Here is a 25,940-nt window from a genome sequence, read left to right on the forward strand (position 1 = left end):
GGGACGGTGCGCCGATTCGACTTGCCGCCGATAGCGTTGTATCAACCAAAATTTAATAGCTGACCCAGCGCAATCGGAAGCAAGTCGAATCGGCGCACCGCCCCTCCCATATTTTGATCTTCATTACTCCAGGCGTAACGGTCTGCCGCTGAGCTTGATTGATAGCACCCAAATTCACTCCTAAGGTACAGCCCCACGACAGCAAACCCCGTGGAGCGACCATGACAACAACCATCACCCCCGACTCGCGCTGGACGCGGCGGCGCGACGAGAAGCAGCGGCGGCTCGGGCTGGTCAAACAGTATGCAGACGGGGCGGTGTTGCCCAGCGACAGGATCGTCGAGGCCCTGGAAGCGCTGATCCTCCCCGGCGACCGCGTGGTGCTGGAGGGCAACAACCAGAAGCAGGCCGACTTTCTCTCGCGCTCCCTGGCCAAGGCTGACCCGGCCAAGCTCCACGATTTGCACATGATCATGCCCAGTGTCGGGCGCGCCGAGCACTTGGACTTGTTCGAGAAAGGCATCGCCCGCAAGCTCGACTTTTCCTTCGCCGGCACTCAATCCCTGCGCATCAGCCAGTTGCTGGAAGACGGCCTGCTGGAAATCGGCGCGATCCATACCTACATCGAACTCTATGCGCGCCTGGTGGTGGACCTGATCCCCAACGTGGTGCTCTCGGCCGGCTTCATGGCCGACCGCGCCGGCAATATCTACACCGGCGCCAGCACCGAAGACACCCCGGCGCTGATCGAACCCGCCGCGTTCAGCGATGGCATCGTCATTGTGCAGGTCAACCAGTTGGTGGACGACGTCACCGACTTGCCCCGTGTGGACATCCCCGCAAGCTGGGTGGATTTCGTGGTGGTGGCCGACAAGCCTTTCTACATCGAACCGCTGTTCACCCGCGACCCGCGCCATATCAAGCCGGTGCATGTGCTGATGGCGATGATGGCGATCCGTGGCATCTACGAAAAACACAATGTGCAGTCGCTCAACCATGGCATCGGCTTCAACACCGCCGCCATCGAATTGATCCTCCCCACCTACGGCGAATCCCTGGGTCTGAAGGGCAAGATCTGCCGCAACTGGACCCTCAACCCACACCCCACGTTGATCCCGGCGATTGAAAGCGGTTGGGTCGAGAGCGTGCATTGCTTCGGCACCGAGCTGGGCATGGAAAACTACATCGCCGCCCGCCCGGATGTGTTCTTCACCGGCCGCGACGGCTCGATGCGCTCCAATCGCATGTTCTGCCAACTGGCCGGCCAGTACGCGGTGGACCTGTTTATCGGCGCCACCCTGCAAGTGGATGGCGATGGGCATTCCAGCACCGTGACCCGTGGCCGCCTTGCCGGTTTCGGTGGTGCGCCGAACATGGGCCACGACCCACGTGGTCGTCGGCACGGCACACCGGCCTGGCTGGATATGCGCCATGACGATGCGCCCGAGGCCTTGCTTGAGCGCGGCAAAAAACTTGTGGTGCAAATGGTCGAGACCTTCCAGGAGGGCGGCAAACCGACCTTTGTCGACACCCTCGACGCGGTGGAAGTGGCACGTAAAAGCGGCATGCCGCTGGCGCCGATCATGATCTACGGCGACGACGTTACCCACTTGCTCACCGAAGAAGGCATCGCCTACCTCTACAAGGCGCGCTCCCTGGAAGAGCGCCAGGCAATGATCGCTGCCGTCGCCGGGGTGACGGCAATCGGTATGCGCCATAACCCCAAGGACACCGCCCGTATGCGTCGCGAAGGCTTGATCGCCTTGCCCGAAGACTTGGGTATCCGCCGCACCGATGCCACCCGCGAATTGTTGGCCGCCAAGAGTGTGGCCGACCTGGTGGAGTGGTCCGGTGGCTTGTACAACCCGCCCGCCAAATTCAGGAGCTGGTAAATGCGCGCTCTAAAACAGCATGAATTGAGCCTGGCCGATCGCCTGGCGGATATGGCCGTCGACGCGCTGATCGATGAAGCGGATTTGTCGCCTAAACCCGCCTTGGTAGACCGGCGCGGCAACGGCGCCCACAGCGATTTGCACCTGGGCCTGATGCACGCCTCGGCGCTGTCGTTGTGGCCGATGTTCAAGGAAATGGCCGAGGCCGCCCTTGAATTTGGTGAAGTCGGTGTACCCCTGCGTGAAGCGCTCGGCCGTATAGGTCGCGAGGGCGAGCAAGCGATGCTCATTACCACTCATGGTGTAAATACTCATCGCGGTGCGATCTGGGCCCTTGGTTTGCTCACCGCAGCAGCGGCCCTGCAACCACGCGCCGTAACCCTGACCGCGGCCAAACTAGCTCTGCTCGAAGACCGCTTCGCGCCGCAACCACTAAGCCACGGCGCACAGGTCGCCCAGCGCTACGGCGCACGCGGTGCCCGTGAAGAAGCGCAACTGGGCTTCCCCGCTGTGATGCAACGCGGCCTGCCGCAACTGCATAAAAGCCGCGGGCAAAACGCCGGTGAGCAGAATGCCCGCCTGGATGCCTTGCTCGCGATCATGACCGAGCTGGCCGACACCTGCGTGCTCTACCGCGCCGGCACTGAAGGCCTCCAAGCCATGCAGCAAGGCGCCCAGGCCGTGCTCGACGCTGGCGGTAGCGCAACCCTCGCGGGCCGTCGCCAACTGCACGCACTGGACCAGCAACTCCTGGCCCTGAATGCCTCCCCTGGCGGCGCTGCCGACTTGCTCGCCGCCTGCCTGTTTATCGACCGCCTCGACGGAGCGTTGTGATGGAAACCTTATCCTTTGAATTCCCCGCGGGCCAGCCGCCAAAAGGCCGCGCGCTGGTGGGTTGCGTCGGTTCGGGCGACCTCGAAGTGCTGCTGGAGCCGGGCACTCCCGGCACGCTGACCATCCAAGTGCAGACCTCGGTCAACGGCGCCGAGCAACGTTGGCAGCACCTGTTCGAACGCATCTTCCAGGAGCAGACGCCACCTGCCTTGAACATCGATATCCACGATTTCGGCGCCACCCCCGGCGTGGTGCGTTTGCGCCTGGAGCAAGGTTTCGAGGAGGTCGGCCATGACTGATTTGCTCAACAAACACAGCTTCGTCGAACTCGGTGCGCGGCAGCGCGCCAAGGCGTTGTTGGATGCTGGCACTTATCGTGAACTGATCGACCCGTTCCAACGGGTCATGTCGCCGTGGCTCAGCCGCCAGGGCGTAGTGCCCCAGGCGGATGACGGTGTGGTGATTGCCAAGGGCAGCATCGGCGGTTTGCCGGTAGTGGTCGCCGCTATCGAGGGCAATTTCCAAGGCGGCAGCCTCGGTGAAGTCGGTGGCGCAAAAATCGCGGGGGCACTGGAACTGGCTGCCGAAGACAACCGCAACGGCATCCCGACCCGCGCCGTGCTGCTGCTGGAGACCGGTGGGGTGCGCTTGCAGGAAGCCAATCTGGGGCTGGCCGCGATTGCTGATATCCATGCTGCGATTGTCGACCTGCGCCAGTACCAGCCGGTGGTCGGTGTGGTGGCGGGCAGTGTCGGTTGTTTTGGCGGTATGTCCATCGCTGCCGGACTGTGCAGTTACCTGGTGGTCACCCGCGAAGCGCGCCTGGGTTTGAATGGCCCGCAAGTGATCGAGCAGGAGGCCGGCCTGGAAGAATACGACTCCCGCGACCGGCCTTTCATCTGGAGCCTTACGGGCGGCGAACAACGTTTTAACAGTGGCTTGGCCGACCGTTACGTGGCGGACGATGTGGTGCAGATCCAGCAGACCGTGAGCGCGCTGTTGCAACACGGGGCGCCCGAACAACCCCGCAGCCGGCGCGCTGATTTCTACCTGGCGCGCCTGGCCGAACTCGACACAGCGGCGCAAATCGAGCCCGCGACGGTTCGCGCTCTGTATCAGGGAGAACGCCCATGAGAGGGTTACAGTGGTTCAATGCATTGAGCGCTGGCGCAGCACCCGTAGAGGGCTTGCCGGACTCATTGAAAGTCGCAGACGGCGTCTTGGGTGAACAGGCGGTGCGCTTTATCGCGGTGGTCACTGACCCGAATAACCGCTTCCCGCGTGCGCGCAATGGCGAAGTCGGGTTGCTGGAAGGTTGGGGGCTGGCCAAGGCCGTCGATGAAGCCATCGAAAGGGGTGACAAACGCCCGCTGATCGCCATCGTCGATGTGCCCAGCCAAGCCTATGGCCGTCGTGAAGAAGCCCTCGGCATTCACCAGGCCCTGGCCGCCGCTGCCGACAGCTACGCTCGCGCACGCCTGGCCGGCCACCCGGTGATTGCACTGCTGGTGGGCAAGGCCATGTCTGGCGCATTCCTGGCCCACGGTTACCAGGCCAATCGCTTGATCGCCCTGCGCGACCCTGGGGTGATGGTGCATGCCATGGGCAAGGCTTCGGCTGCGCGGGTGACCCTGCGTAGCGTCGAAGAATTGGAAGCCCTGGCCGCCAGTGTGCCGCCGATGGCCTATGACATCGACAGTTATGCCAGCCTGGGTTTGCTCTGGGAGACCTTGTCGGTGAGCCAGATTGAACAGCCGACAACGGACGATGTGGCGCGGGTCAGCGATTGCCTGGTGCAGGCGATCAAAGATGTCGTGCAACCCGATTTAAAAGGACGTCTCGGTGCGACTAATCGCACCGCCTCAAGCCATGTACGCCAACTGCTGCGGGAACAATGGTGAACGCCCATGACTTGCTCTGGGGCATGACCCCGGCGCACCTGCCTGCGGATGCTCCGGCCTGGGCGCGGGACGCGCTGAGCGCCGGCCATCCAGTAGTGGTGCGGCGCGCCATTACCGAAGCAGGTCAAGTGGCGGTTGGCGTACGTGGGCGTCTGCGTGAGCAGCGTTATGGGGCGGTGATGCCTGTTGCTGCGGTGCAACGGCGCGTGGCGCCCGAAGACTTGCGCCAGGTGATCTCGCCACGGGATTTACCGGCGCTGCGGGCGCTCGATCAACTGCGGCCAGTGTTGGCGCAGTATCACTGGGGCGTCAGCGGCAGCGCCGGATTTGAATTGGCGAGCGGCGTCGAAGCGTTGCATGCCATGAGTGATCTGGATTTGATCCTGCGCACCCCCGAACCGCTTGATCGCAACGCGGCGCGTGCATTGCTGGCGAAATTCGACACCGCACCGTGCGCCGTGGACCTGCAACTGCAAACCCCGTTTGGCGCTGTTGCCTTGCGCGAATGGGCCACAGGCTCACGCCGCGTACTGCTCAAAACCACTGGCGGCGCGCACCTTGTACTTGACCCCTGGCAGGCCGTGGCATGAGCAGCTTGTTGGTGTTTCCGGGGCAGGGTGCCCAGCGCGTGGGCATGCTCCAGGCGCTATCGGCCCAGGTTCTGGAAGAAGCCAGTGATGCCTTGGGTGAAGATGTTCGTCGGCTCGATTCGGCGCAAGCCTTGGCGAGCACGCGTGCGGTGCAACTGTGCCTGCTGATCGTCGGCGTTGCCCATGCCCAGCAGTTGCACCATACGCCTGACTACGTGGCGGGCCTGTCGATCGGCGCCTACCCGGCCGCCGTCATCGCCGGCGCCCTGGACTTCGCCGATGCGCTGAAACTGGTCAGTCTGCGTGGCGAGCTGATGCAACAGGCTTATCCACAAGGCTACGGCATGACCGCCCTGATCGGCCCCGATTTATCCACGGTTGAAGCCTTGCTGGCAGATATCCACAGCGCTGCAACTCCGGTGTATCTGGCCAATATCAACGCCGACAACCAGACCGTGATCGCCGGCAGCAATGAAGCGATGCAGCGTGTCGCCGAGCGCATCAAAGGCAACGGCGTCGCCAAGCGTCTGGCAGTGAGCGTGCCGTCCCACTGTGCGCTGCTGGAAGCGCCGGCCAAGGTGCTTGCCCAAGCGTTCGTCCCACTCAAGGCGCCGCGCATCACCTACCTGAGCAGCACCCGCGCGCGACCTATCCACAACCCTGAGCAACTGCGCGATGACCTGGCCTTCAACATGTGCCGCGTCGTCGACTGGCGCGGCACCGTGCAAGGCGCCTACGAGCGTGGCGTACGCCTGCAAATCGAACTGCCCCCGGGCGCGGTGCTCACTGGTCTGTCACGCCGCGTGTTCGAACAAGGCACGGTGATCGCCTGCGAAGGCGCACGCCTGGACACCTTGCAGGCCCTGCTGCAAGAGGAGGAGCGCCGCCACCGATAAAGCAACACCCAAGGCTTTCGAAGCACAACAACAACAATTTCGAACGAGCACTTTGAGGACAACAATCATGATTATCTACGGTGTGGCGTTTCTGGCGCTGTGCACGTTGGCCGGCCTGTTTGTCGGTGAACTGCTGGGCAAATGGATGGGTATCCCGGCTAACGTCGGCGGGGTGGGTATCGCCATGTTGCTGCTGATTGGCCTGGGCAGTTACCTCGGCAAGCGTGGCTTGTTTACCGGCAAGTCGGAGCAGGGCGTGAGCTTCTGGGCTGCGATTTATATCCCGATTGTGGTGGCGATGGCCGCCCAGCAAAACGTGTATGGCGCCATCAGTGGCGGGCCCATGGCGATTCTGGCCGGGACCCTCGCCGTGGTGCTCGGCTTTGCCCTGGTACCGGTGCTGGTGCGTATCGGTAACCGCGAGCCGGTTGCAGCTGTTCCGACCAAAGAAGCCGGGTGATCGCCATGTACGAATCGATGATGAAAGTGATCACCGGGTACGGATTGATCAGTGGTTTTGCCGTGATCGGCCTGACCATGTGGGTTTCCTACTGGATCTCTGACACTTTTACCAAAGGCCGCCTGCATGGCTCGGCCATTGCCATTCTGTTGGGCCTGGTGTTGTCGTATGTGGGAGGCGCTTTTACTGGCGGCTCCAAGGGCGTGGTGGATATTCCACTGTTGTCAGGCATTGGCCTGTTGGGCGGCGCGATGCTGCGGGACTTCGCTATTGTAGCCACGGCGTTTGGCGTGAGTGTCGATGAGTTGAAGCGCGCCGGATACGTCGGCGTGCTGGCTCTGTTTGTCGGTGTGGGCTCGTCGTTTGTTGCCGGGGTAGGGGTGGCAATGGCGTTTGGTTATACCGATGCGGTGAGCCTCACCACCATCGGCGCCGGTGCCGTGACCTATATCGTTGGCCCGGTTACCGGGGCGGCGATTGGGGCCAGTTCCGAGGTGATGGCGCTGTCGATTGCCGCAGGGTTGATCAAGGCTATTTTGGTGATGGTAATGACACCGTTCGTGGCCCCGCTGATCGGGCTGAACAATCCACGTAGTGCGGTGATCTTCGGTGGCTTGATGGGCACTTCCAGCGGCGTGGCGGGCGGGTTGGCGGCGACTGATCCGAAGTTGGTGCCTTATGGGTGTTTGACCGCGGCGTTCTATACAGCGCTGGGGTGTTTGTTGGGGCCGTCGTTGTTGTTTTTGGTGATGAGGGGGTTGGTGGGCTGACTGGGGATTTTCGCTGTCTGGTCTGGCGCAATCGGGGGCAAGTCGAATCGTCGCACCGCCCCTCCCACATTTTGACCGCATTCTCAGGTTGGAATGCGGTCAAGTGTGGGAGGGGCGGTGCGACGATTCGACTTGCCCCCGATGGCATTCTCAAGCCTGGCGATTGGCATACATCCGACACTCCGCCAACAACGCCAGCAGGTTCGGGTCACGCTCCTTGGCCTTCAAGAACACCACGCCGATCTGCTGCTGCAACCGATACCTGGGTTGCAGCGGTATCAGCTTCACGCGGTTCTCATACACCGCCGCAATCCGCCCAGGCAGCAGCGCATAACCCACCCCCGAGCTGACCATGCTCAGCAAGGTAAATATATCGTTCACCTGCATCGCCACCTTCGGTTCGAACCCCGCCTGCTTGAACACCCGGTTGCCGTCCTGGTGCGTGGCGAAGCCCTGAGTGAGGGTGATAAAGGTGGCGTCACGCACGTCGGCCAGGTCGATTTCCTGATGGCGGTCCAGGGGGGAATCGGCCGGTGTGGCAAGGAAGATGTCATCGCTGAACAGCGCGATCTGCTCACAGTCCGGATCGGTGGCGTGATCGTCCAGAGAGATGAGGATCGCATCCACCTCCATGTTCTTGAGCTTGTAGAACAGGTCGAAATTGGAGCCCAGGATCAGGTCGATATTGAGTTCGCTGCGGCGGATCTTCAGGCCCATGATCAGTTGCGGCACGGTCTTGACCGTCAGCGAGTACAGCGAGCCGAGCTTGAAGCGTTCGGCGCAGAAGCCGGCGGCTTCGCGGGTCAGGCGCACTCCCTCGACCACATCGGCTATCAGCTTTTGCGCACGCTCTTCGAGCACGTAGGCGCTTTCCAGCGGGGTGAGGTTGCGCCCTTCATGCTTGAACAGCGGGCAGCGCAAGGCACTTTCCAGGGAGTGGATGGCGCGGTGCACGCTGACGTTGCTGGTTTGCAGTTCGGCGGCGGCGCGGGCCAGGTTGCCGGTGCGCATGAACGCCAGGAAGATTTCCAGCTTCTTGAGGGTGAACTCTTCGTCGATCAGCATGGCCGTGGGCTCTTGTTCGATTGCGCTCGATTGTGCCTGCAAACGCAGCCCTCGTCGCTGGAACGTCACACGCTGCTTGCACTCTTATGCGCAAGGCTGGAGGCTTGCCGCCAGTCGTCAACGATGAGGGGAGGTTAACGATAGATGTATCACGGGGAACGGTTCAACGCCTGGAGCCATTTGCTCGGTGCAGTCGCGGCGTGTATTGGCGCCGTGTGGATGTTGGTGGTGGCGAGCCTGGACGGCAGCCCCTGGAAGATCGTCAGCGTGGCGATTTATGGCTTTACCCTGATGGTGCTGTACAGCGCGTCGACCGTCTACCACAGCGTGCGGGGGCGGCGAAAAGAGATCATGCAAAAGGTCGATCACTTTTCGATCTACCTGTTGATCGCCGGCAGCTACACACCGTTCTGCCTGGTGACTCTGCGCGGGCCCTGGGGCTGGACGCTGTTCGGGATTGTGTGGGGGCTGGCGGTGATCGGCATCCTGCAAGAGATCAAGCCGCGCTCGGAGGCGCGGATTCTGTCCATCGTGATCTACGCGGTGATGGGCTGGATCGTACTCGTGGCAGTCAAGCCGCTGATAGCGGCGCTGGGCACGGCAGGGTTTATCTGGTTGGCGTCGGGCGGCGTGTTGTACACCGTGGGCATCATCTTTTTTGCCCTGGAAGATCGCCTGCGCCATTCCCATGGGATCTGGCATTTGTTTGTGATTGGCGGCAGCCTCCTGCATTTTGTGGCGATCATGCATTACGTGCTCTGAATGTGGGAGGGGGCTTCGGTGGTATTAGAGACGTGCCAGTAGCTCACAGGCACGAATGCCGAAGATCTGCAGCAGCTTGGCGAGCATATGCGGCGGTGGTTCATCGCCACGGGTCAGGGCGTAGAGGGTGATCGGCAGGGGTGGCGTGAGGGTGCGGATGCAGGTGGTTGCCGTCGATGCGCCGAGGGCGGTAAAGGGGTCAATGACCGTCAAACCGGCGCCGGACTCCACCATCGCCCGGGCCAGGGAATAGGTTTGTACCGAGATGGTCACGCGTGGCGGTGGATCGACGTTCTCCAGGTAGCTGTCCAGCTTGGTCGCCAGCGGATCAGCACTGGAAAGCCCGATCAATGGCGCGCCCGCCAGTTCGCTCAGCGGCAATGGCTGGTTGATTTCAGCCGCCGACCAATAGCCCTTGGACGCCAATGCAACCAGCACGCCATTGGCCAGCACCTGGGTGGTCAACCCAGGATGGCCGGAAAAGTTGAGGGTCAGCGCCAGGTCGATTTCGCGCATCAGCAGCTTCTGGACCAGCTCACGGCTATGGTCGCTGGACAGCTCGCAAGCCATGTCGGGGTATTCGCGCTTCCATTCCAGAATCGCCGGAGGCAGCAGCGACAAGGCCAACGCCGGAATCGCACCAATGCGCACGCTTTGCCCTGGGGCGCGGCGCAGGCTCTTGGCTAGACGCCTTACACCTTGCAAGCTCTCGGTGACTTTCTCGACTTCGCTTTCCAGTGCCAGGGCTTCCGGCGTGGGCTGCAATTTGCCGCGCACCCGCAGAAACAGCGCAAAGCCCAGCTGCAATTCGGCGTGCTGCAACACTTTGGTCACCGCTGGTTGCGAGACGTGCAGCAACTGCGCGGCAGCACTGATCGAGCCAGTCTGGCGAATGGCCTGGAAGATTTCGATATGACGCAAGCGCATGGCAAGTCCATAACCTTTGTTTATAGGTGACCCATCTTTATTCATTGTCGGTGGCCTGTCACCTGCGCCTACGCTTGGTCTTCAGTTAATCAACGGTCGGGGGCTGGGATGGCCAGGCAGGTTTGCATCATCGGTGGTGGGGTTATCGGCTTGGCCAGTGCTTATGCTTTGGTACGGGCTGGCCATGAGGTAACGGTGATCGACGCCCGCGATACCTTGGGCAGCGAAACCAGTTTCGCCAACGGTGGGCAGCTGTCCTATCGCTATGTTGCGCCATTGGCCGACGCGGGCGTGCCGCTGCAGGCGATTGGGTGGCTGTTGCGCGGCGACTCGCCGCTGAAGCTGCGCCCACGGCTTGACCTCCAGCAATGGCGCTGGATGGCAGCGTTCATCGGTGCCTGCCGGGGATCGGTGAACAAGCGCAACGCTGCCCACTTGCTGCGGCTGGCGAGCCTGAGCCAAGGCACCTTGCAGCAATGGCGTGTCGATGATCGCTTGGACGGCTTTGACTGGCGGCGCAACGGCAAGCTGGTGACCTTTCGCAATGCCGAGACGTTTGAGCGTGCACGCAGCAAGGTCACCGACGTCCTGCAGCAGCAGGTGCTGTCTGCGGTGGATTGTACGCACCTGGAACCGGCGTTGGCGGCAGGTGGGTTTGTCGGCGGCATCTATACCCCGAATGAGGAAGTGGCGGACTGTCATGCTTTTTGCCAACGGCTGGCAGCTCGGTTAAAGGCTTCAGGGCGCTGTACATTTTTGCTGGGTCGCAAGGTTACCGGGATTCGTCACGCCGACGGTGCGGTGCAGGCCATCGAAATGGGCCATGACGTGATGCCGGTCGAACAGTTGGTGCTGGCTGCCGGGCATCGCAGCGCCGAGTTGGCGTTGCCCCGCTTGTCGCTGCCGCTGTACCCGCTCAAGGGCTACAGCCTGAGCGTGCCGATCGGCGCGCAGCACAAGGCGCCGAACGTGAGCATCACCGACTATGACCGCAAGATCGTCTACGCGCGCATTGGTGAGCAACTGCGGATCGCGGCCATGGTGGATATTGTCGGCTTTGATGCGCGTCTTGAGCCCAAGCGCCTGGCCTTGATAAAGCGCCAGGCGCTGGAGACGTTTCCCTTGGCCGGTGACTACGCCCACGCGGTCGAGTGGGCCGGTATGCGCCCGGCAACACCGACGGGCGTACCATTGATCGGTGCCAGCGCCTACCGCAATTTGTGGTTGAACCTGGGGCATGGCGCGCTTGGTTTTACCCTGGCCTGTGGCAGTGGCCAGCTATTGGCTGAGTTGATCAGCCAGCATGTTCCTTCCATTGATATGCAGGGCCTGGCGCCCCGCGCCGCTTGAGGATGCAGCCATGACTATCACCCGAATCAACAGCAACGAGCGTCTTAGCGCTGCCGTGACCTTCAAGGATTTGGTGTTTCTCTCGGGCCAGGTACCGGGCGATGGCCAGGACGTAGGCAGCCAAACCCGAGAAGTGTTGGCCAGGATCGACGCGCTGTTGGCCGAGGCGGGCAGTGACAAGGATCACCTGCTCAACGCGACGATTTACCTGAAGGACATCAGTACCGGTTTTACGCCGATGAATGAAGCCTGGTCTGCATGGCTTTCGCCAGGCATGGCGCCCACGCGTACCACCCTGCAAGCAGAGCTGGCGCGACCGAGTGTCCTGGTGGAAATCAGCGTGATTGCAGTACGTAAATAACCGATCTACCAACGGAGAATAACAATGAAAAAAATCCTGTTGACCGGCTGCGCTCTTGGACTTTTTTTGAGCGCAAACGCCCATGCGACCGAAGCGCCTCTGGAGGGCACCTTGAGCAAGATCGCCAGCGCCAAGGCCATCACCCTGGGGTATCGCGATGCGTCGGTGCCGTTTTCCTACATTGGGGATAACAGTGGCAAACCGATGGGCTACTCGGTGGACCTGGCGAGCAAGATTGTCGAGCGCATCCAGCAGAAAATCGGGGTGAGTGAGCTCAAGGTGAAGTACAACCTGGTGACTTCTCAAACCCGTATTCCGCTGGTGCAGAACGGCACCGTCGACCTGGAGTGCGGCTCCACCGGCGTGACCGCCGAGCGGCAGAAGCAGGTAGCATTTTCCTACGGGTTCATTTACGTGAAGGGGCAGTTGCTAACGGCCAAGGACAGCGGGATCAAAGGCTTTGCCGACCTCAAGGGCAAGAACGTGGTGACCACTGCCGGCACCACCAATGAACGCTTTCTCAAAAGTTACAACGCTGAACACAAAGCCAATATGTTCGTGATCAGCGCCAAAGACCATGGCGAGGCTTTCAAGATGCTCGAGACCGGCCGTGCGGTAGCGTTCTATATGGATGATGCGTTGCTCTACGGCGAGCGCGCCAAGGCCAGGGACCCGCACCACTGGGTGGTGGTGGGCGAGGAGCAGTCGCGGGAGATCTACAGCTGCATGGTGCGCAAGGACGACCCGCAGTTTCTCGCCGTGGTCAACGAGACTTTGGGTGATCTGTACCGTTCGGGAGAGATCAACGGGATTTACCAGCGCTGGTTTGAGCAGTCGATCCCGCCGAAGGGCCTGAACCTGGAATTCCCAATGACCAGCGAGTTGAAGGCGATCATTGCCAAGCCGGTGAGTGATCCGGTGGAGTGATCGCTCCGTTTAGAAATCACCCCAGAGTTGCTGGGCGACCGACAGCGCCACCACGGGCGCGGTTTCGGTACGTAATACCCGTGGCCCCAACCGCGCAGCATGGAAGCCAGCGCCTTGGGCGGTGTCGACTTCGCCGTCGGTCAAGCCACCTTCCGGCCCGATCAGAAACGCCAGGCTCGAAGGCTTCGCGTGACTGATCATCGGCTCGGCGACTGGGTGCAGCACCAGTTTCAGGTCGGCCTCGGTTTGCTTCAGCCAGTCGGCCAGCAACACCGGTGCGTGAATCACCGGCACCGTTGAACGCCCACACTGCTCGCACGCGCTGATGGCAACCTGACGCCAGTGCAGCAGGCGTTTGTCGGCGCGTTCGTCCTTGAGGCGCACCTCGCAGCGCTCGCTGAAGATCGGTGTGATCGCATTGACGCCCAGTTCAGTGGCCTTCTGGATCGCCCAATCCATGCGCTCACCCCGGGACAGGCCCTGGCCGAGGTGGATATGCAGCGGCGATTCATCTTGGCCGGCAAAGCTTTGCGTCAGTTGCACGGTGACGCGTTTTTTACCGACTTCCAGCAGCGTGCCACTAAACTCCTGGCCAGAGCCGTCGAACAGCTGCACGGCATCGCCTTCACCCATGCGCAACACACGGCTGATGTAATGCGCCTGGGCTTCAGGAAGTTCGTGATCGCCGAGGCTCAGCGGGGTGTCGGTGAAAAAGCGGGACAGTCTCATTTCTGTTCTCTGAAGAGGTGTATGTAGGAGCGAGCTTGCTGTGGCAAGTCGGTTCTTACAGGGGTTGGTATCAACCCGGGTCACGGAAGCCTGGATGGAAATCTTTGGGCACCGCCACACTGACTTTGCTGTTAGTGGCGATATCAATCCCCTCGCTGGCCACTTCGGCCAGGAAGTCGATCTGCTCCGGTGTAATCACATAGGGCGGCAGGAAATACACCACGCTGCCCAGTGGCCGCAACAGCGCGCCGCGCTCCAGTGCGTGTTCGAATACCTTCAAGCCACGGCGTTCCTGCCACGGGTAGGCGGCCTTGGTGGCTTTGTCCTGCACCATCTCGATCGCCAGCACCATGCCCGTCTGACGCACTTCCGAAACGTGAGGATGGTCCACCAGGTGCGCGGTGGCGGTCGCCATGCGCTGGGCCAGGGCCTTGTTGTTTTCGATGACGTTGTCTTCTTCAAAGATATCCAGCGTCGCCAAGGCTGCCGCGCACGCCAGCGGGTTGCCGGTGTAGCTGTGGGAGTGCAGGAAGGCGCGCAGGGTAGGGTAGTCGTCGTAGAAGGCACTGTAGACATCTTCGGTGGTGACCACGGCGGCCAGCGGCAAGTAGCCGCCGGTGAGGGCCTTGGACAGGCACAGGAAGTCCGGGCGGATGCCGGCTTGTTCACAGGCGAACATGCTGCCGGTGCGGCCGAAGCCGACGGCGATTTCGTCGTGGATCAAGTGCACGCCGTAGCGGTCGCAGGCTTCGCGCAGCAGCTTGAGGTACACCGGGTGGTACATCCTCATGCCGCCGGCGCCCTGGATCAGTGGCTCGACGATCACCGCGGCAACGGTATCGTGGTGGTCAGCCAGGGTCTGTTCCATGGCCAGGAACATGGTGCGCGAGTGTTCTTCCCAGCTCATGCCGTCGGGGCGCAGGTAGCAATCGGGGCTTGGCACTTTGATGGTGTCGAGCAGCAGCGCCTTGTAGGTCTCGGTAAACAACGGCACGTCGCCTACCGACATCGCGGCGATGGTTTCGCCGTGGTAGCTGTTGGTTAGGGTGACGAAGCGCTTCTTGTTCGGCAGGCCGCGGTTGAGCCAGTAGTGAAAGCTCATCTTCAATGCGACTTCGATACAGGATGAACCGTTATCGGCGTAGAAGCAGCGCGTCAGGCCTTCAGGCGTCATCTGCACGAGGCGCTCGGACAACTCGATCACTGGCTGGTGGCTGAAACCGGCGAGGATCACATGCTCCAACTGATCGACCTGGTCCTTGATGCGCTGGTTGATGCGCGGGTTGGCGTGGCCGAACACGTTGACCCACCAGGAGCTGACGGCGTCGAGGTAGCGTTTGCCTTCGAAGTCTTCCAGCCATACGCCTTCACCGCGCTTGATCGGGACCAGCGGAAGTTGCTGGTGGTCTTTCATCTGGGTGCAGGGATGCCACAGCACCGCGAGGTCGCGTTGCATCCACTGGTTGTTCAAGCCCATCGGTGATCTCCTCGAAGCGATCCTGCGGCGCGCGCAGGCGAAACAATCGCGCAAGCCTATGCAATGGTGGCGCGTGTCACAAGCCATTGTGGGGCAATTGGCGGTAAATGCAGGACGGTCTGTCGCGTTTCTTGGGAATAGTCTTAATCCCTTGTTAATTTATGATACCTAGCCTCTTCATCGTATTTCTCGATATTTCAAAGCGAAATTTTCCGCTTTAATTCGATAGGTAAAACGCTAGTCTTGGGCACAGTTCTTACGGGATTAAGTACATGCAGCTACGCAATTCTCCCGCCCGGTACGGCTGGGTCAGCATGGTTCTACACTGGGGCGTCGCCTTGGTGGTGTTTGGTTTATTCGCATTGGGCCTGTGGATGGTCGGCCTCGACTACTACAGTGCCTGGCGCAAAGATGCGCCCGACTTGCACAAGAGCATTGGCATCACGCTGTTTGCCATCATGCTGGTGCGTATCGTCTGGCGTCTGGTCAGCCCGCCGCCACCGCCGCTGGCCAGCTATAGCCGTATGACGCGGATCGGTGCTGCATTTGGCCATGCGTTCCTGTATCTGGGGCTGTTTGCCGTGATGATTGCCGGTTACCTGATTTCCACCGCCGACGGTGTCGGTATTCCGGTGTTTGGCCTGTTTGAAATTCCTGCCGTGGTTTCCGGTCTACCGGACCAGGCAGACACAGCCGGTTGGGTGCATCTGTACCTGGCCTGGGTGTTGGTGGTCTTCGCCGGTTTGCATGGCGTGGCTGCATTGAAACACCACTTTATCGATCGTGATGCGACCCTGACACGAATGCTGGGGCGCAAAGCCTGATGTTCAACCTCGACTCACAAGGAATAGAAAGCATGTTGAAAAAAACACTCGCTGCGCTGGCAATCGGTTCTGCTCTGCTGTCCGCAGGTTCGGCGATGGCCGCTGACTACGTGATCGACAAGGAAGGCCAGCACGCCTTCGTCGATTTCAAGATCAGCCACCTGGGCTACAGCTACATTACCGGTACCTTCAAGGACCTGGACGGCAAGTTCAGCTTTGACGCCGCCAAGCCGGAAGACGCCAAGATTGAAGTTAACGTGCGTACTGCCAGCGTGTTCTCCAACCACGCCGAGCGCGACAAGCACGTCAACAGCAAGGACTTCCTGGAGTCGGGCAAATTCCCTGATGCCAAGTTCGTCTCCACCAGCGTCAAGCCAACTGGCAAAAATGCTGATGGCAAGCTGACTGCTGATGTGACCGGCGACCTGACCTTCCACGGTGTGACCAAGCCGATCCTGGTCAAAGCCACGTTCCTGGGCGAAGGCAAGGATCCATGGGGCGGCTACCGTGCCGGCTTTGAAGGCACCACCAACATCAGCCGCAAGGAATTCAACAAAGACGGTATGGACGTAGGTCCACAGTCTGACAACGTTCAGCTGTACATCACGTTTGAAGGTGTGAAAGCGAAGTAATTTTCGCCGCGCATACAAAAATGCCCCGCATCTTTCGATGCGGGGCATTTTTTTGGCTGGGGATTCGTGTTGCCTAGCCGGGCCTCATCGCAGGCAAGCCAGCTCCCACACTTGAAATGCATTCCCTTGTGGGAGTGGGCTTGCCCGCGATGGCGATGTAGCGGTCAACGCCTATGGCTTTGGAGCTCAGCGGTTGCGGGTCAGCAGCGCCGGTTTCTCACCACGAGGACGGCCTGGCAGTTGGTCCAACTGCTCGGGTGTCGGGAAGCGATCAGCTTTCGACTCCTTGTGGATGATCTTCGGCGCCGGGCCACCACGCGGGTTTTGCACCGCTGGCTCGGACAGACGCGGCTGGTCGTCACGGGCCGGGCGGCGGTTGTTGCTGCGCGAATCTTCGCGACGCGCCTGGCCGTCACGCGGTGCACCATTACGCGGGCCGCTGCGCTTGGCAGGCGGAGTACCGGTGCTGCCGCCGCTGCTGTTGCGCGGGCCGTTCTGACGGCCACCCTGTGGCTGGCCGCCACGGGGAGCACCCGCACCGGCGCCTTGTGCCGGGGCACCTGGACGACGGCCACGGCCCTGGGCCGGCTTGGCCTGGGGCACGTAGTCGACGCGGTTACCGAAGTTATCCACATCGTCGTCGAGGAACTCGTCCGGGGCACGGTCAGCGGCGGCGCGTGGCGGCTGGCTCGGCTGGCGCTGTTCGCGGGCCGGGGTGCCTTCACGTGGCTTTTGCTCACGGGCCGGGCGTTCACCTCGGCTGCTGGTGGCGGACTTTTCCTTGCCCTTGTCCTTGCCTTTGTCGCGACGACCACCGCCACCACCGCCGCCGTTCGGGCCATCGCCCTTCGGACCGCGTGGGTTGCGCGGGTTACGCACATCCGGACGCTCGCGGGCTTCAGGTTTCTCGGCCTCCACGGCGCTGGCATCGAAGCCCATCAGGTCGCCGTCGGCGATTTTCTGCTTGGTCATACGTTCGATACTTTTCAGCAGTTTTTCTTCGTCCGGTGCGACCAGGGAAATGGCCTCACCCGAACGACCGGCACGGCCAGTACGGCCGATACGGTGCACATAGTCTTCATCGACGTTCGGCAGCTCGAAGTTGACCACGTGTGGCAACTGGTCGATATCCAGGCCGCGGGCGGCGATATCGGTGGCGACCAGGATGCGCACAGTGCCGGCCTTGAAGTCGGCCAGGGCTTTGGTGCGAGCGTTCTGGCTCTTGTTACCGTGGATGGCAACAGCGGTGAGGCCGTGTTTGTCCAGGTACTCGGCCAGGCGGTTGGCGCCGTGCTTGGTGCGGGTGAAGACCAGCACCTGTTCCCACGCGCCGTGGGTGATCAAGTGCGCCAGCAGCGAGCGCTTGTGGCTGGCGGCGAGGCGGAATACGCGTTGCTCGATACGCTCGACCGTGGTGTTCGGTGGCGTGACTTCGATGCGCTCCGGGTTGTGCAGCAGCTTGCCGGCCAGGGCCGTGATGTCCTGGGAGAACGTTGCCGAAAACAGCAGGTTCTGACGTTTGGCCGGCAGGCGTGCGAGGACCTTTTTCACGTCATGGACAAAGCCCATGTCGAGCATACGGTCGGCTTCGTCCAGCACGAGGATTTCCACGTGGGACAAATCGACGCTGCCCTGGCCGCACAGGTCGAGCAAACGACCCGGGCAAGCGACCAGTACGTCAACGCCACGGGACATGGCCTGAACCTGTGGGTTCATGCCGACGCCGCCGAAGATGCAGGCGCTGACGAACTTCAGGTCGCGGGCGTACAGCTTGAAGCTGTCGTGGACCTGGGCTGCGAGTTCGCGGGTAGGGGTCAGGACCAGTACACGCGGTTGGCGCGGGCCGTGACGCTGGGATTTGTCCGGGTGACCGTTGGGAAACAACCGCTCCAGAATCGGGAGGGCGAAACCACCGGTTTTACCGGTACCTGTCTGAGCCGCGACCATCAGGTCGCGACCTTGCAACACGGCGGGAATGGCCCGCTGTTGCACCGGAGTAGGCTCGGTATAGCCCGCTGCCTCGATGGCGCGGACTAAAGCCTCGGAGAGACCGAGGGAAGCAAAGGACATGAGTAATCCTGTTTTAGTTAGGGCTTGGCCCAAAGGGATAATCTTGCCGGGCGTGAATGGCGCTTAGGGGAGCGCAATCCCGTCCGGTCCTGCTGTGTCTGGCGGGCACTCCACCGGCTCGCGCGGGCTGCAAAGCTGCGCAGTAGCTGGGTTGGGTGCCTTTTTCAAGACCCGAGCGGCCGGGCGTAAGCCTGGCGGAAAGGCCGGAGTATAACAGAGCAATCACGGCGCGCTGCTTTCCTGCTGCTCAACGGCGTGTTCGGAGGCTGATATCGGGGAGGTTTGCGCCTGCATCCCACCATATTTGGCGCTCAAGGCGGCATAGGCCGGCTCTTGCTTGAAGCGCTTGAGCTCGGCGGCAAAGCGCTGTACCAACAGGTCCATGCCGGCTCCACGGCGCACCGCGAGAAATTGTTGTTGGCGGCTGACCACCACTGCCGCCTGGCTGACTTTGCCCTCAAGGCCCAGCGTCTTGATGATGTGCTGCCCCACTCGCCGGTCAGTCACGACCATGTCGATGCGTCCGAGCATCAGCTTGCCGAAATTGGCTTCATGGCTGGGGGCAGGCTCGCGCTCGAATGCGCTGGACCCACTGAACGTCTCGCCATAGAGGTAGCCGGGTGAGATGCCGACAGTCAGGCCACGCAGCTCATCGAGGGTTGTGGCGGGGTGAGGGCGATCATTGGCGTAGAACAGGACGAATTCGACTTCCGACAAGGGTTCACTGGGGTAGAGCAACTGGGCGTCGCGTTCATGGCTGTGGAAAATATCCAGCGCGCCATCGGCGTGACCCTGCTCGAGCATCGCCAGGCAGCGCTTCCAGGGCAGGAATTGCCATTGCACTTCCACGCCCAGACGTTGGAACACGGCCACTGTGGTTTCGTAATCCAGGCCGGCCCTGGTGCCGTTATCGTCGTAGACATAGGGCGCCCAGGGCTCGGTGACAATGCGCAGTTTCTCGCCATGAGCGACCAGGCTCAGGCAAGAAAAAAGCACGGCGGTCAGTAGCTTGAAAATGGCGGGCATACCTTGAGGTTACGACGCTCCCGACAGAAAGAGAAGCTCTACCACGCGCATTGGCGGGCGGTGTTATTTCGCCGGAGCGTCCAGCAAGTGTTCGTGGATCGCGGCGCGACGCTCGCCCAGTATCAGCCGCACCACGGGGTTGGCGAACCAGTGTTCCAGTTGGTGGGCATCCAGTGGGCGCTTCTGGCGTTCTTCCTGGTTTTGTCGTGCCTTGTCCCACCAAACCGGGCCGCAGGCCTGATCGAATTCGTTTTCGTGCTCGTAGCAACCATAGAGGATTTCACGAATGAACTGTTGCTGGTGCTTGGGCAGCAGCAGGGTGATCAGCTTGTACATCAAGCGCTGCAAGCGCGGCGGGCGCGGCAGGTGCGAGGAGACCTGGCGGGTATCGGCCAGGGCCTGCGCACTGGTTGGGGCACTGGCGTGTTTGGCGATCCACGCCTTGACCTTGGCCCGGAACAGCTGTTTGCGGCTCCAGTAATGGTGGATCAGGTCCGGGCATTCGCGCACGTTGACGGTGCGGTAGGCGGCGATGGACAGGCAGAACTCTTCCAGGGTGTAGGCGCCCTGGGCGTGGGGGAACAGTTCATCCATCAATTCGATGGAGCGGTCGAGGATGTGTGCATCCTGTTGGGTCAGGCCCATGACCCCGGAATTGAGGGTCATCATGTCATCGTCGGCCACGCCCATCTCCAGCAGGCGCTGGTGCAGGGCGGTGTAGAGGATGCTTTCGTGGTTGTCGCCGTACTTGGTGTAGAAGGCGTTGCACAGCAGGGTGCCGGGCTGCACGCGCTCGAACAGGGCCATGGGCGAATGGTGGAAGAACGTGTCGGTGTCGATCAGCAGCGCCACCTCCGACTCTTCCAGTACCTGGCGCAGTACCACGTGTTTGGTGCGGAAATGATAACCGTGGGGCTCGCTCCAGCGTTTGCGAGTGGCCTCGTCCAGTGGGCGCACGCGTACCGGCAGCAAGTGATAAGGCTCTGGATTGTCGGTGAACACCTGAATGTCCACGTTCGCGTCCGGGGTGTCCTGCAGGAACGCCAGTGCGCTGGCGATGCTGAATACCGCTTCCTGGTGGTAGGTCTGGGCACCGAAGACCAGATAGACCAGTTGCGGGCGGGAAGTCGGGGACACTGTATTCATGGACTGCGGGGTTCCGTGGGTCACGTAAAACGACAAAGGCCCTCGTCTGAGGGCCTTGGTACAACCGAACAGACCTCAGCGTGGCAGCTTGAGGTTGTTCCAGACAGCAAGACTGGGTTCAGATTGGTTCAGGGTATAGAAATGCAACCCTGGCGCACCACCCTGCAACAATTGCTCACACATCTCGGTGATGACCTGCTCGCCGAAGGCCTGGATGCTTTTGACGTCGTCGCCATAGGCTTCCAGTTGCTTGCGCACCCAGCGGGGGATTTCGGCACCGCAGGCGTCGGAGAAACGTGCCAGCTTGCTGTAGTTGGTGATCGGCATGATGCCCGGCACGATCGGGATATTCACACCCATCGCTTGTACACGCTCGACGAAGTAGAAGTAGCTGTCGGCGTTGAAGAAGTACTGGGTGATCGCACTGTTGGCGCCGGCATTGGCCTTGCGTACGAAGTTCTGCAAATCGTCTTCGAAATTGCGCGCCTGGGGGTGCATCTCCGGGTAAGCGGCCACTTCGATATGGAAGTGATCGCCGCTTTCTTCGCGGATGAAACTCACCAGGTCATTGGCGTAGCGCAGCTCACCGCTGGCCATGCCCATGCCGGACGGCAGGTCGCCACGCAAGGCGACGATACGCTTGATGCCGGCAGCTTTGTATTGGGTCAGCAGACCACGCAGGTCGGCCTTGCTGTCGCCCACGCACGACAAGTGCGGAGCGGCGGGAATTTTGACTTCGCTTTCCAGCTGCAACACGGTGTTGATCGTGCGGTCGCGGGTCGAACCGCCGGCGCCGTAGGTGCAGGAGAAGAAGTCGGGGTTGTAGCTGGCCAGCACCTTGGCAGTGGCCATCAGCTTTTCATGCCCAGCATCGGTCTTGGTCGGGAAAAACTCGAAGCTGTAGCGACGGTCTTGGGACATGGTCATACCCTTTGAAACCCAGAATTGCGGAGTGTGTACACCGTCGATGTGGGAGGGGGCTTGCTCCCGATGGCGGAGTGTCAGTTAATAAATATATTGACTGACCCACCGCCATCGGGAGCAAGCCCCCTCCCACATTAAAGCCCGTTCCCCCACAGGGAGAGTGGGCAGCAGGTGTATCAGTAGCGGTAAGCGTGCGGCTTGAACGGGCCTTCAACCGTCACACCGATGTAGTCGGCCTGGGTCTTGGTCAGTTGAGTCACGACGCCGCCGAAGCCGCGGACCATTTCCAGGGCCACTTCTTCGTCGAGTTTCTTGGGCAGTACTTCAACGGTCAGGCGCTCGGCTTTCTGGGCTGGCGACAGGTCGGCGTACTTCTGTTCGAACAGGAAGATCTGCGCCAGTACCTGGTTGGCGAACGAGCCGTCCATGATGCGGCTTGGGTGACCGGTGGCGTTGCCCAGGTTAACCAGGCGGCCTTCGGCCAGCAGGATCAGGTAGTCATCGTTCTGCGGGTCGAAATTGCCGGCGCCGGTACGGTGAACCTTGTGCACCTGCGGTTTCACTTCTTCCCATGCCCAGTTCTTGCGCATGAATGCGGTGTCGATCTCGTTGTCGAAGTGGCCGATGTTGCAGACAACGGCGCGCTTCTTCAGGGCCTTGAGCATGTTCGCATCGCACACATTCACGTTACCGGTGGTGGTGACGATCAGGTCGATCTTGCCCAGCAGGGCCTTGTCGATGCTTGCTTCGGTACCGTCGTTGATACCGTCGATGAACGGCGAAACCACTTCGAAACCGTCCATGCAGGCTTGCATGGCACAGATCGGGTCAACTTCGGAGACCTTGACGATCATGCCTTCCTGACGCAGGGACTGGGACGAACCCTTGCCCACGTCACCGTAGCCGATCACCAGGGCTTGCTTGCCCGACAGCAGGTGGTCTGTGCCACGCTTGATCGCATCGTTCAGGCTGTGACGGCAGCCGTACTTGTTGTCGTTCTTGCTCTTGGTCACCGAGTCGTTGACGTTGATGGCCGGGATCTTCAGCTCGCCCTTGGCCAGCATATCCAGCAGGCGGTGCACGCCAGTGGTGGTTTCTTCGGTCACGCCATGGACGCGGTCGAGGATCTGCGGGTACTTCTTGTGCAGCAGTTCGGTCAGGTCGCCGCCGTCGTCGAGGATCATGTTGGCATCCCATGGCGCGCCATCCTTGAGGATGGTTTGCTCCAGGCACCACTCGTACTCTTCTTCGGTTTCGCCCTTCCAGGCAAATACCGGGATACCGGCGGCAGCGATAGCGGCGGCGGCCTGGTCCTGAGTCGAGAAGATGTTGCACGAGGACCAACGCACTTCGGCACCCAGGGCAACCAGGGTTTCGATCAGTACGGCGGTCTGGATGGTCATGTGGATGCAGCCCAGAATCTTCGCGCCCTTGAGCGGCTGTTCAGCGGCGTACTTGCGACGCAGGCCCATCAGGGCCGGCATTTCGGATTCGGCGATAAAGGTTTCGCGACGGCCCCAGGCAGCGAGGGACATGTCGGCGACTTTGTAGTCGTTGAAATCTGCAGGCGTCATTACAGCGCTCATAGAGAGCCTCCATTCGTAGTGTGCGAATGGGCGCCGTTGTGCGTTTAGTATCAGGCCAGGGCAACCAGGCCGGACAACGCCCCATCCGAGCCTGACAGGTTGAACCTGCTGCAGCGCCCCTCGGACAGGTGGCGGGAGAACGGTATCAATCGAAGATGACCGTTTTGAAACGGAGGCGATTATAGCCGTGTATGTGGCACTTCCCAAGCCTTTCTGTCGGCGGCATGAAGATCGCGCATGGGGGCGATAGGCAATGGCTCATAGAGCTTGGGCCCTGGCTCTGCCATGATGTTGCCCATCATTTGGCAAGACGCTTTGGAGTGATCATGAACTTCCACACCCGCAAATGGGTAAAACCCGAAGACCTCAACCCCAACGGCACCCTGTTCGGTGGCAGCCTGCTGCGCTGGATCGATGAAGAAGCAGCCATTTACGCGATTGTCCAATTGGGCAACCAGCGCGTGGTGACCAAATACATCTCCGAAATCAACTTTGTCAGCGCCTCGCGCCAGGGCGACATCATTGAACTGGGTATCACCGCCACTGAGTTCGGCCGCACCTCCATCACTCTGACCTGTGAAGTGCGCAACAAGATCACCCGCAAAAGTATCCTGACGGTGGAAAAAATGGTCTTCGTCAACCTGGGCGAAGACGGTTTGCCGGCGCCCCATGGCCGTACCGAAATCAAGTATGTGAAGGACCAGTTCCAGGACGACGGTCTTTCTGAGTAACACCTGCGCGACGTGATTTGCGTTACCAAATCATTCCGTGTGGATCCTTCCGAGGCTCTCTCATCACTCAGGCCTACACCCTGTAGAGAGAGCCTCATGTATGAAAGTCTCCAGTTCTGTTGTAGAAAATAAGCCTCTTTCGTCTCAAACCTTCAGCCAGGACGTGAAGACGCCTTTGGTCAAGGGCGTGGGCGAGCGCAACCTGAGTATTTATCGGCATAGCGATGGCCGCGTCGAGGTGGTGCTGTCACCGCCGCCGCCCGCTCACTTGGTGCTCAGTGGCGGTGGCGCCAAGGGCATTGCCTTTCCCGGGATGGTGCAGGCGCTTGAAGACGCCGACAAACTCAAAGGCGTCAAGGTGGTGTCGGGCTCGTCTGCCGGTGCGATTTCTGCAGCGTTACTCGCCAGTGGCATGGACGCGAAGGCGTTCACGCAGTTGTCGAACAGCCTCGACTTGCCCAGCCTGCTCAATAGCAAAGATCCGATCCTGGCCTGGCTGCAGGATGCCAGTTCCAAACTTGGCAAGCTTGCGGGCAATCTACCTGGCCCGGGCGGCAATATTTCGCAACTGCTGCTGACCCTGCTGCCGCGCCTGCAAACCGAGGGGCAGCCCCTGGAAGAATTGATTCGCAACCAGTCACGTCAATCGATTCTTGCCCATATCGAGCGTATGCCCAAAGCGGACCGCCCGCCTGAAGTCACGCAAATCGCCGACCGGCTCAAAGCCGGAGCCGGGCCCACCTTTCGCGACCTGGAGGTGTTGAGCCGCCATATTCCGGCGATCAAGCAACTGAACATCACGGGCACAGGCATGTTCGACGGTCGTCCACAGTTGGTGGTGTTCAATGCCAGCCTGACGCCAGATATGGACATCGCCCGTGCTGCGCTTATTTCGGGGGCGTTGCCGGGCCTGTTCAAGAGCCCGTCCGAACAGGGCCATGGGTTTCAGGCGGATGCAGAGGTTACGGCGTTTCAAGACGGAGGGCTGCTCCTCAATACCCCCGCCCCCGGTGTCATTGAACGTTCGTTTCCGGAGAGCCCTTTGGGCAAGGACGAATCGCTGATCGTCAAGTTCGAATCCGAGCAGAGTTCACCACCGCGCCAGAGCGGTGGCTTCTTCAGCCATTTGGCTGACAAGTTCACAGGCACGCCGCATACCGCGGCTGAAACCTACCAAGATGACCGGCTCAAGGCGTTTTCGGATCAAACGGTGACATTGCCGTTGAACTCGAACAAAGGCGATTTTCGCGGCCTGCTCAACGGCACCGTCAACTTCACCATGACGCTTGAACAGAAACAGCATTTGCAGGCCCAGGCTCGCCAATCGGTGTCGAGCCACCTGCAAAAGCGTGAACTGACACGTGAGCGCCATGAGTTCGCCTCCCTGGACGATGCTGTGTTGGCGATGGATGATCAAATGCTTGCCAGCGTGCAGGGTGAATTGCGCAAGGACCCCGCCAGCGCAGACGCACTGCGGTTTCGCGATGAGGCGAAACAGGCGTTGGAGGCGTTGGACAGTGCAATTACCGAAGCCAACCAATCCGACACGTCCCTGAAGATTACTCCGAAGATTGCTGCGGCCTTACGCAACCTGGACTCTCTCGCCAGCAGGCCCGAGCACATCGAGTGGTTGGGCAAACGTCTGAATACGCCGGGCCAGCGTAATTTCCAGCAGCTTTTACAGGTGGGCGCCAAGCAAAAATCGGGCAGTGTGCCAAGTATGTCCAAGGTATTGAGCAGTGCGGTCGCCGAGATGCAAAGTCGGGATATCGGGGCGAAAGCTGAAAACTTTACGCGGGAGGTCATCTACCCATCGCTGTACCGTCCTGGCCAGCCGGCATCCAACGTTGAGCTGCTGCAACGTGCGGTGCGTGACTTAAAAGAGGCGAAGACGCCACAAGACTTCAATAGCGTGCTCGATGGCATCATCAAATACTATCAAGCGCGCAATAAACCCTGGAGCAAACCCGTGAGTTCCACCACCGTGGAACAGGCCAAGGCGTGGCGCATTCCGGTTTAATTGCCGGGCCATTGAACAGCCATCGTCGCGGCATGTCGTA

26 protein-coding genes and 1 riboswitch are annotated in these 25,940 nt (G+C 60.9%); of the genes, 17 read left to right on the forward strand and 9 right to left on the reverse strand.

From position 1 onward, the window contains the following. Positions 1-221: 221 nt before the first annotated feature. The 9 genes from mdcA (at position 222) to madM (ending at position 7,343) form a co-directional block, all read left to right on the forward strand. Positions 222-1,892, forward strand: a complete 1,671-nt coding sequence (mdcA, locus tag JH25_RS11040) for a malonate decarboxylase subunit alpha (RefSeq protein WP_032878949.1) — start codon at positions 222-224, stop codon at positions 1,890-1,892. After that, on the forward strand, positions 1,893-2,726 hold the full coding sequence (locus JH25_RS11035) for a triphosphoribosyl-dephospho-CoA synthase (protein ID WP_032878950.1): 834 nt from the start codon (positions 1,893-1,895) through the stop codon (positions 2,724-2,726). After that, positions 2,726-3,025 carry a malonate decarboxylase subunit delta gene (locus JH25_RS11030; protein ID WP_025857695.1) on the forward strand — a complete coding sequence of 100 codons (300 nt, stop codon included), beginning with the start codon at positions 2,726-2,728 and terminating at the stop codon, positions 3,023-3,025. The genes JH25_RS11035 and JH25_RS11030 overlap by 1 nt, the downstream gene beginning before the upstream one ends. After that, positions 3,018-3,860, forward strand: coding sequence for a biotin-independent malonate decarboxylase subunit beta (locus JH25_RS11025; RefSeq protein ID WP_032878952.1), 843 nt, complete (start codon positions 3,018-3,020; stop codon positions 3,858-3,860). Before JH25_RS11030 ends, JH25_RS11025 begins: the two co-directional genes overlap by 8 nt. Further along, on the forward strand, positions 3,857-4,627 hold the full coding sequence (gene mdcE / locus JH25_RS11020) for a biotin-independent malonate decarboxylase subunit gamma (protein WP_032878953.1): 771 nt from the start codon (positions 3,857-3,859) through the stop codon (positions 4,625-4,627). The genes JH25_RS11025 and mdcE overlap by 4 nt, the downstream gene beginning before the upstream one ends. After that, a complete protein-coding gene (locus tag JH25_RS11015; protein WP_032878954.1) occupies positions 4,621-5,217 on the forward strand; it encodes a malonate decarboxylase holo-ACP synthase in 597 nt (198 codons plus the stop codon). Before mdcE ends, JH25_RS11015 begins: the two co-directional genes overlap by 7 nt. After that, positions 5,214-6,113: a malonate decarboxylase subunit epsilon gene (gene mdcH, locus JH25_RS11010; RefSeq protein ID WP_032878955.1), complete on the forward strand. Its 900-nt coding sequence runs from the start codon at positions 5,214-5,216 to the stop codon at positions 6,111-6,113. Before JH25_RS11015 ends, mdcH begins: the two co-directional genes overlap by 4 nt. 67 nt (positions 6,114-6,180) lie before the next feature. Next, entirely contained in the window at positions 6,181-6,573 is a 393-nt protein-coding gene (gene madL, locus JH25_RS11005) for a malonate transporter subunit MadL (protein WP_032878957.1), read from the forward strand. A 5-nt stretch (positions 6,574-6,578) separates the two neighbouring features. Then, on the forward strand, positions 6,579-7,343 hold the full coding sequence (gene madM, locus JH25_RS11000; protein ID WP_032881185.1) for a malonate transporter subunit MadM: 765 nt from the start codon (positions 6,579-6,581) through the stop codon (positions 7,341-7,343). Positions 7,344-7,493: 150 nt separating this feature from the next. On the opposite strand, the gene JH25_RS10995 is transcribed toward madM, so the two are convergent. Beyond that, positions 7,494-8,408, reverse strand: a complete 915-nt coding sequence (locus JH25_RS10995) for a LysR family transcriptional regulator (protein ID WP_032878959.1) — start codon at positions 8,406-8,408, stop codon at positions 7,494-7,496. Positions 8,409-8,552: 144 nt separating this feature from the next. Between JH25_RS10995 and trhA the strand changes: the two genes are divergently transcribed. Then, positions 8,553-9,170, forward strand: coding sequence for a PAQR family membrane homeostasis protein TrhA (gene trhA, locus JH25_RS10990; RefSeq protein WP_005792233.1), 618 nt, complete (start codon positions 8,553-8,555; stop codon positions 9,168-9,170). Positions 9,171-9,194: 24 nt separating this feature from the next. On the opposite strand, the gene JH25_RS10985 is transcribed toward trhA, so the two are convergent. Beyond that, positions 9,195-10,097, reverse strand: a complete 903-nt coding sequence (locus tag JH25_RS10985) for a LysR family transcriptional regulator (RefSeq protein WP_032878961.1) — start codon at positions 10,095-10,097, stop codon at positions 9,195-9,197. A 108-nt stretch (positions 10,098-10,205) separates the two neighbouring features. Between JH25_RS10985 and JH25_RS10980 the strand changes: the two genes are divergently transcribed. Genes JH25_RS10980 through JH25_RS10970 form a run of 3 tightly spaced genes read left to right on the forward strand, consistent with a single transcriptional unit; the run spans position 10,206 to position 12,735 of the window. Continuing rightward, positions 10,206-11,447 carry a D-amino acid dehydrogenase gene (locus tag JH25_RS10980; RefSeq protein WP_032878963.1) on the forward strand — a complete coding sequence of 414 codons (1,242 nt, stop codon included), beginning with the start codon at positions 10,206-10,208 and terminating at the stop codon, positions 11,445-11,447. 10 nt (positions 11,448-11,457) lie between these two features. Beyond that, positions 11,458-11,808: a RidA family protein gene (locus JH25_RS10975; RefSeq protein ID WP_032878965.1), complete on the forward strand. Its 351-nt coding sequence runs from the start codon at positions 11,458-11,460 to the stop codon at positions 11,806-11,808. 24 nt (positions 11,809-11,832) lie between these two features. Then, positions 11,833-12,735, forward strand: coding sequence for a transporter substrate-binding domain-containing protein (locus JH25_RS10970; RefSeq protein ID WP_032878967.1), 903 nt, complete (start codon positions 11,833-11,835; stop codon positions 12,733-12,735). Between the two features lie 9 nt (positions 12,736-12,744). Here JH25_RS10970 and JH25_RS10965 read toward each other — a convergent pair whose 3' ends face one another. Together JH25_RS10965 and JH25_RS10960 are read right to left on the reverse strand one after the other, a co-directional pair. Beyond that, positions 12,745-13,464 carry a 16S rRNA (uracil(1498)-N(3))-methyltransferase gene (locus JH25_RS10965; protein WP_032878968.1) on the reverse strand — a complete coding sequence of 240 codons (720 nt, stop codon included), beginning with the start codon at positions 13,462-13,464 and terminating at the stop codon, positions 12,745-12,747. Between the two features lie 70 nt (positions 13,465-13,534). Further along, complete coding sequence (locus tag JH25_RS10960) at positions 13,535-14,941, reverse strand: adenosylmethionine--8-amino-7-oxononanoate transaminase (protein WP_032878971.1); 1,407 nt, start codon at positions 14,939-14,941, stop codon at positions 13,535-13,537. Positions 14,942-15,213: 272 nt separating this feature from the next. Here JH25_RS10960 and JH25_RS10955 point away from each other — a divergent pair, with 272 nt between their 5' ends. Together JH25_RS10955 and JH25_RS10950 are read left to right on the forward strand one after the other, a co-directional pair. Continuing rightward, a complete protein-coding gene (locus JH25_RS10955; protein ID WP_032878972.1) occupies positions 15,214-15,765 on the forward strand; it encodes a cytochrome b in 552 nt (183 codons plus the stop codon). Positions 15,766-15,797: 32 nt separating this feature from the next. Then, on the forward strand, positions 15,798-16,397 hold the full coding sequence (locus JH25_RS10950) for a YceI family protein (RefSeq protein WP_014720298.1): 600 nt from the start codon (positions 15,798-15,800) through the stop codon (positions 16,395-16,397). A 186-nt stretch (positions 16,398-16,583) separates the two neighbouring features. Here the strand turns inward: JH25_RS10950 and JH25_RS10945 are convergent, their stop codons facing one another. The 5 genes from JH25_RS10945 to ahcY form a co-directional block, all read right to left on the reverse strand. Then, a complete protein-coding gene (locus tag JH25_RS10945; protein WP_032878973.1) occupies positions 16,584-18,467 on the reverse strand; it encodes a DEAD/DEAH box helicase in 1,884 nt (627 codons plus the stop codon). 222 nt (positions 18,468-18,689) lie between these two features. Continuing rightward, positions 18,690-19,493, reverse strand: coding sequence for a substrate-binding periplasmic protein (locus JH25_RS10940; protein ID WP_032878974.1), 804 nt, complete (start codon positions 19,491-19,493; stop codon positions 18,690-18,692). 63 nt (positions 19,494-19,556) lie between these two features. After that, positions 19,557-20,639 (reverse strand): hypothetical protein, encoded by a 1,083-nt coding sequence (locus JH25_RS10935; RefSeq protein WP_032878976.1) that lies wholly within the window; start codon positions 20,637-20,639, stop codon positions 19,557-19,559. A gap of 75 nt (positions 20,640-20,714) precedes the next feature. After that, on the reverse strand, positions 20,715-21,560 hold the full coding sequence (gene metF / locus JH25_RS10930) for a methylenetetrahydrofolate reductase [NAD(P)H] (protein ID WP_005792219.1): 846 nt from the start codon (positions 21,558-21,560) through the stop codon (positions 20,715-20,717). Between the two features lie 179 nt (positions 21,561-21,739). Then, a complete protein-coding gene (gene ahcY / locus JH25_RS10925) occupies positions 21,740-23,149 on the reverse strand; it encodes an adenosylhomocysteinase (protein ID WP_005792218.1) in 1,410 nt (469 codons plus the stop codon). Between the two features lie 21 nt (positions 23,150-23,170). Further along, a riboswitch (S-adenosyl-L-homocysteine riboswitch) is annotated at positions 23,171-23,277 on the reverse strand. A 198-nt stretch (positions 23,278-23,475) separates the two neighbouring features. On the opposite strand from ahcY, the gene JH25_RS10920 reads away from it, so the two are divergent. Together JH25_RS10920 and JH25_RS10915 are read left to right on the forward strand one after the other, a co-directional pair. Then, positions 23,476-23,880 carry an acyl-CoA thioesterase gene (locus JH25_RS10920; protein ID WP_032878978.1) on the forward strand — a complete coding sequence of 135 codons (405 nt, stop codon included), beginning with the start codon at positions 23,476-23,478 and terminating at the stop codon, positions 23,878-23,880. Between the two features lie 100 nt (positions 23,881-23,980). Further along, positions 23,981-25,900 (forward strand): patatin-like phospholipase family protein, encoded by a 1,920-nt coding sequence (locus JH25_RS10915; RefSeq protein WP_032878980.1) that lies wholly within the window; start codon positions 23,981-23,983, stop codon positions 25,898-25,900. The last annotated feature ends 40 nt before the right edge of the window (positions 25,901-25,940 follow it).

The organism is Pseudomonas sp. BRG-100 (assembly GCF_000737955.1).
Taxonomy (GTDB): domain Bacteria; phylum Pseudomonadota; class Gammaproteobacteria; order Pseudomonadales; family Pseudomonadaceae; genus Aquipseudomonas; species Aquipseudomonas synxantha_A.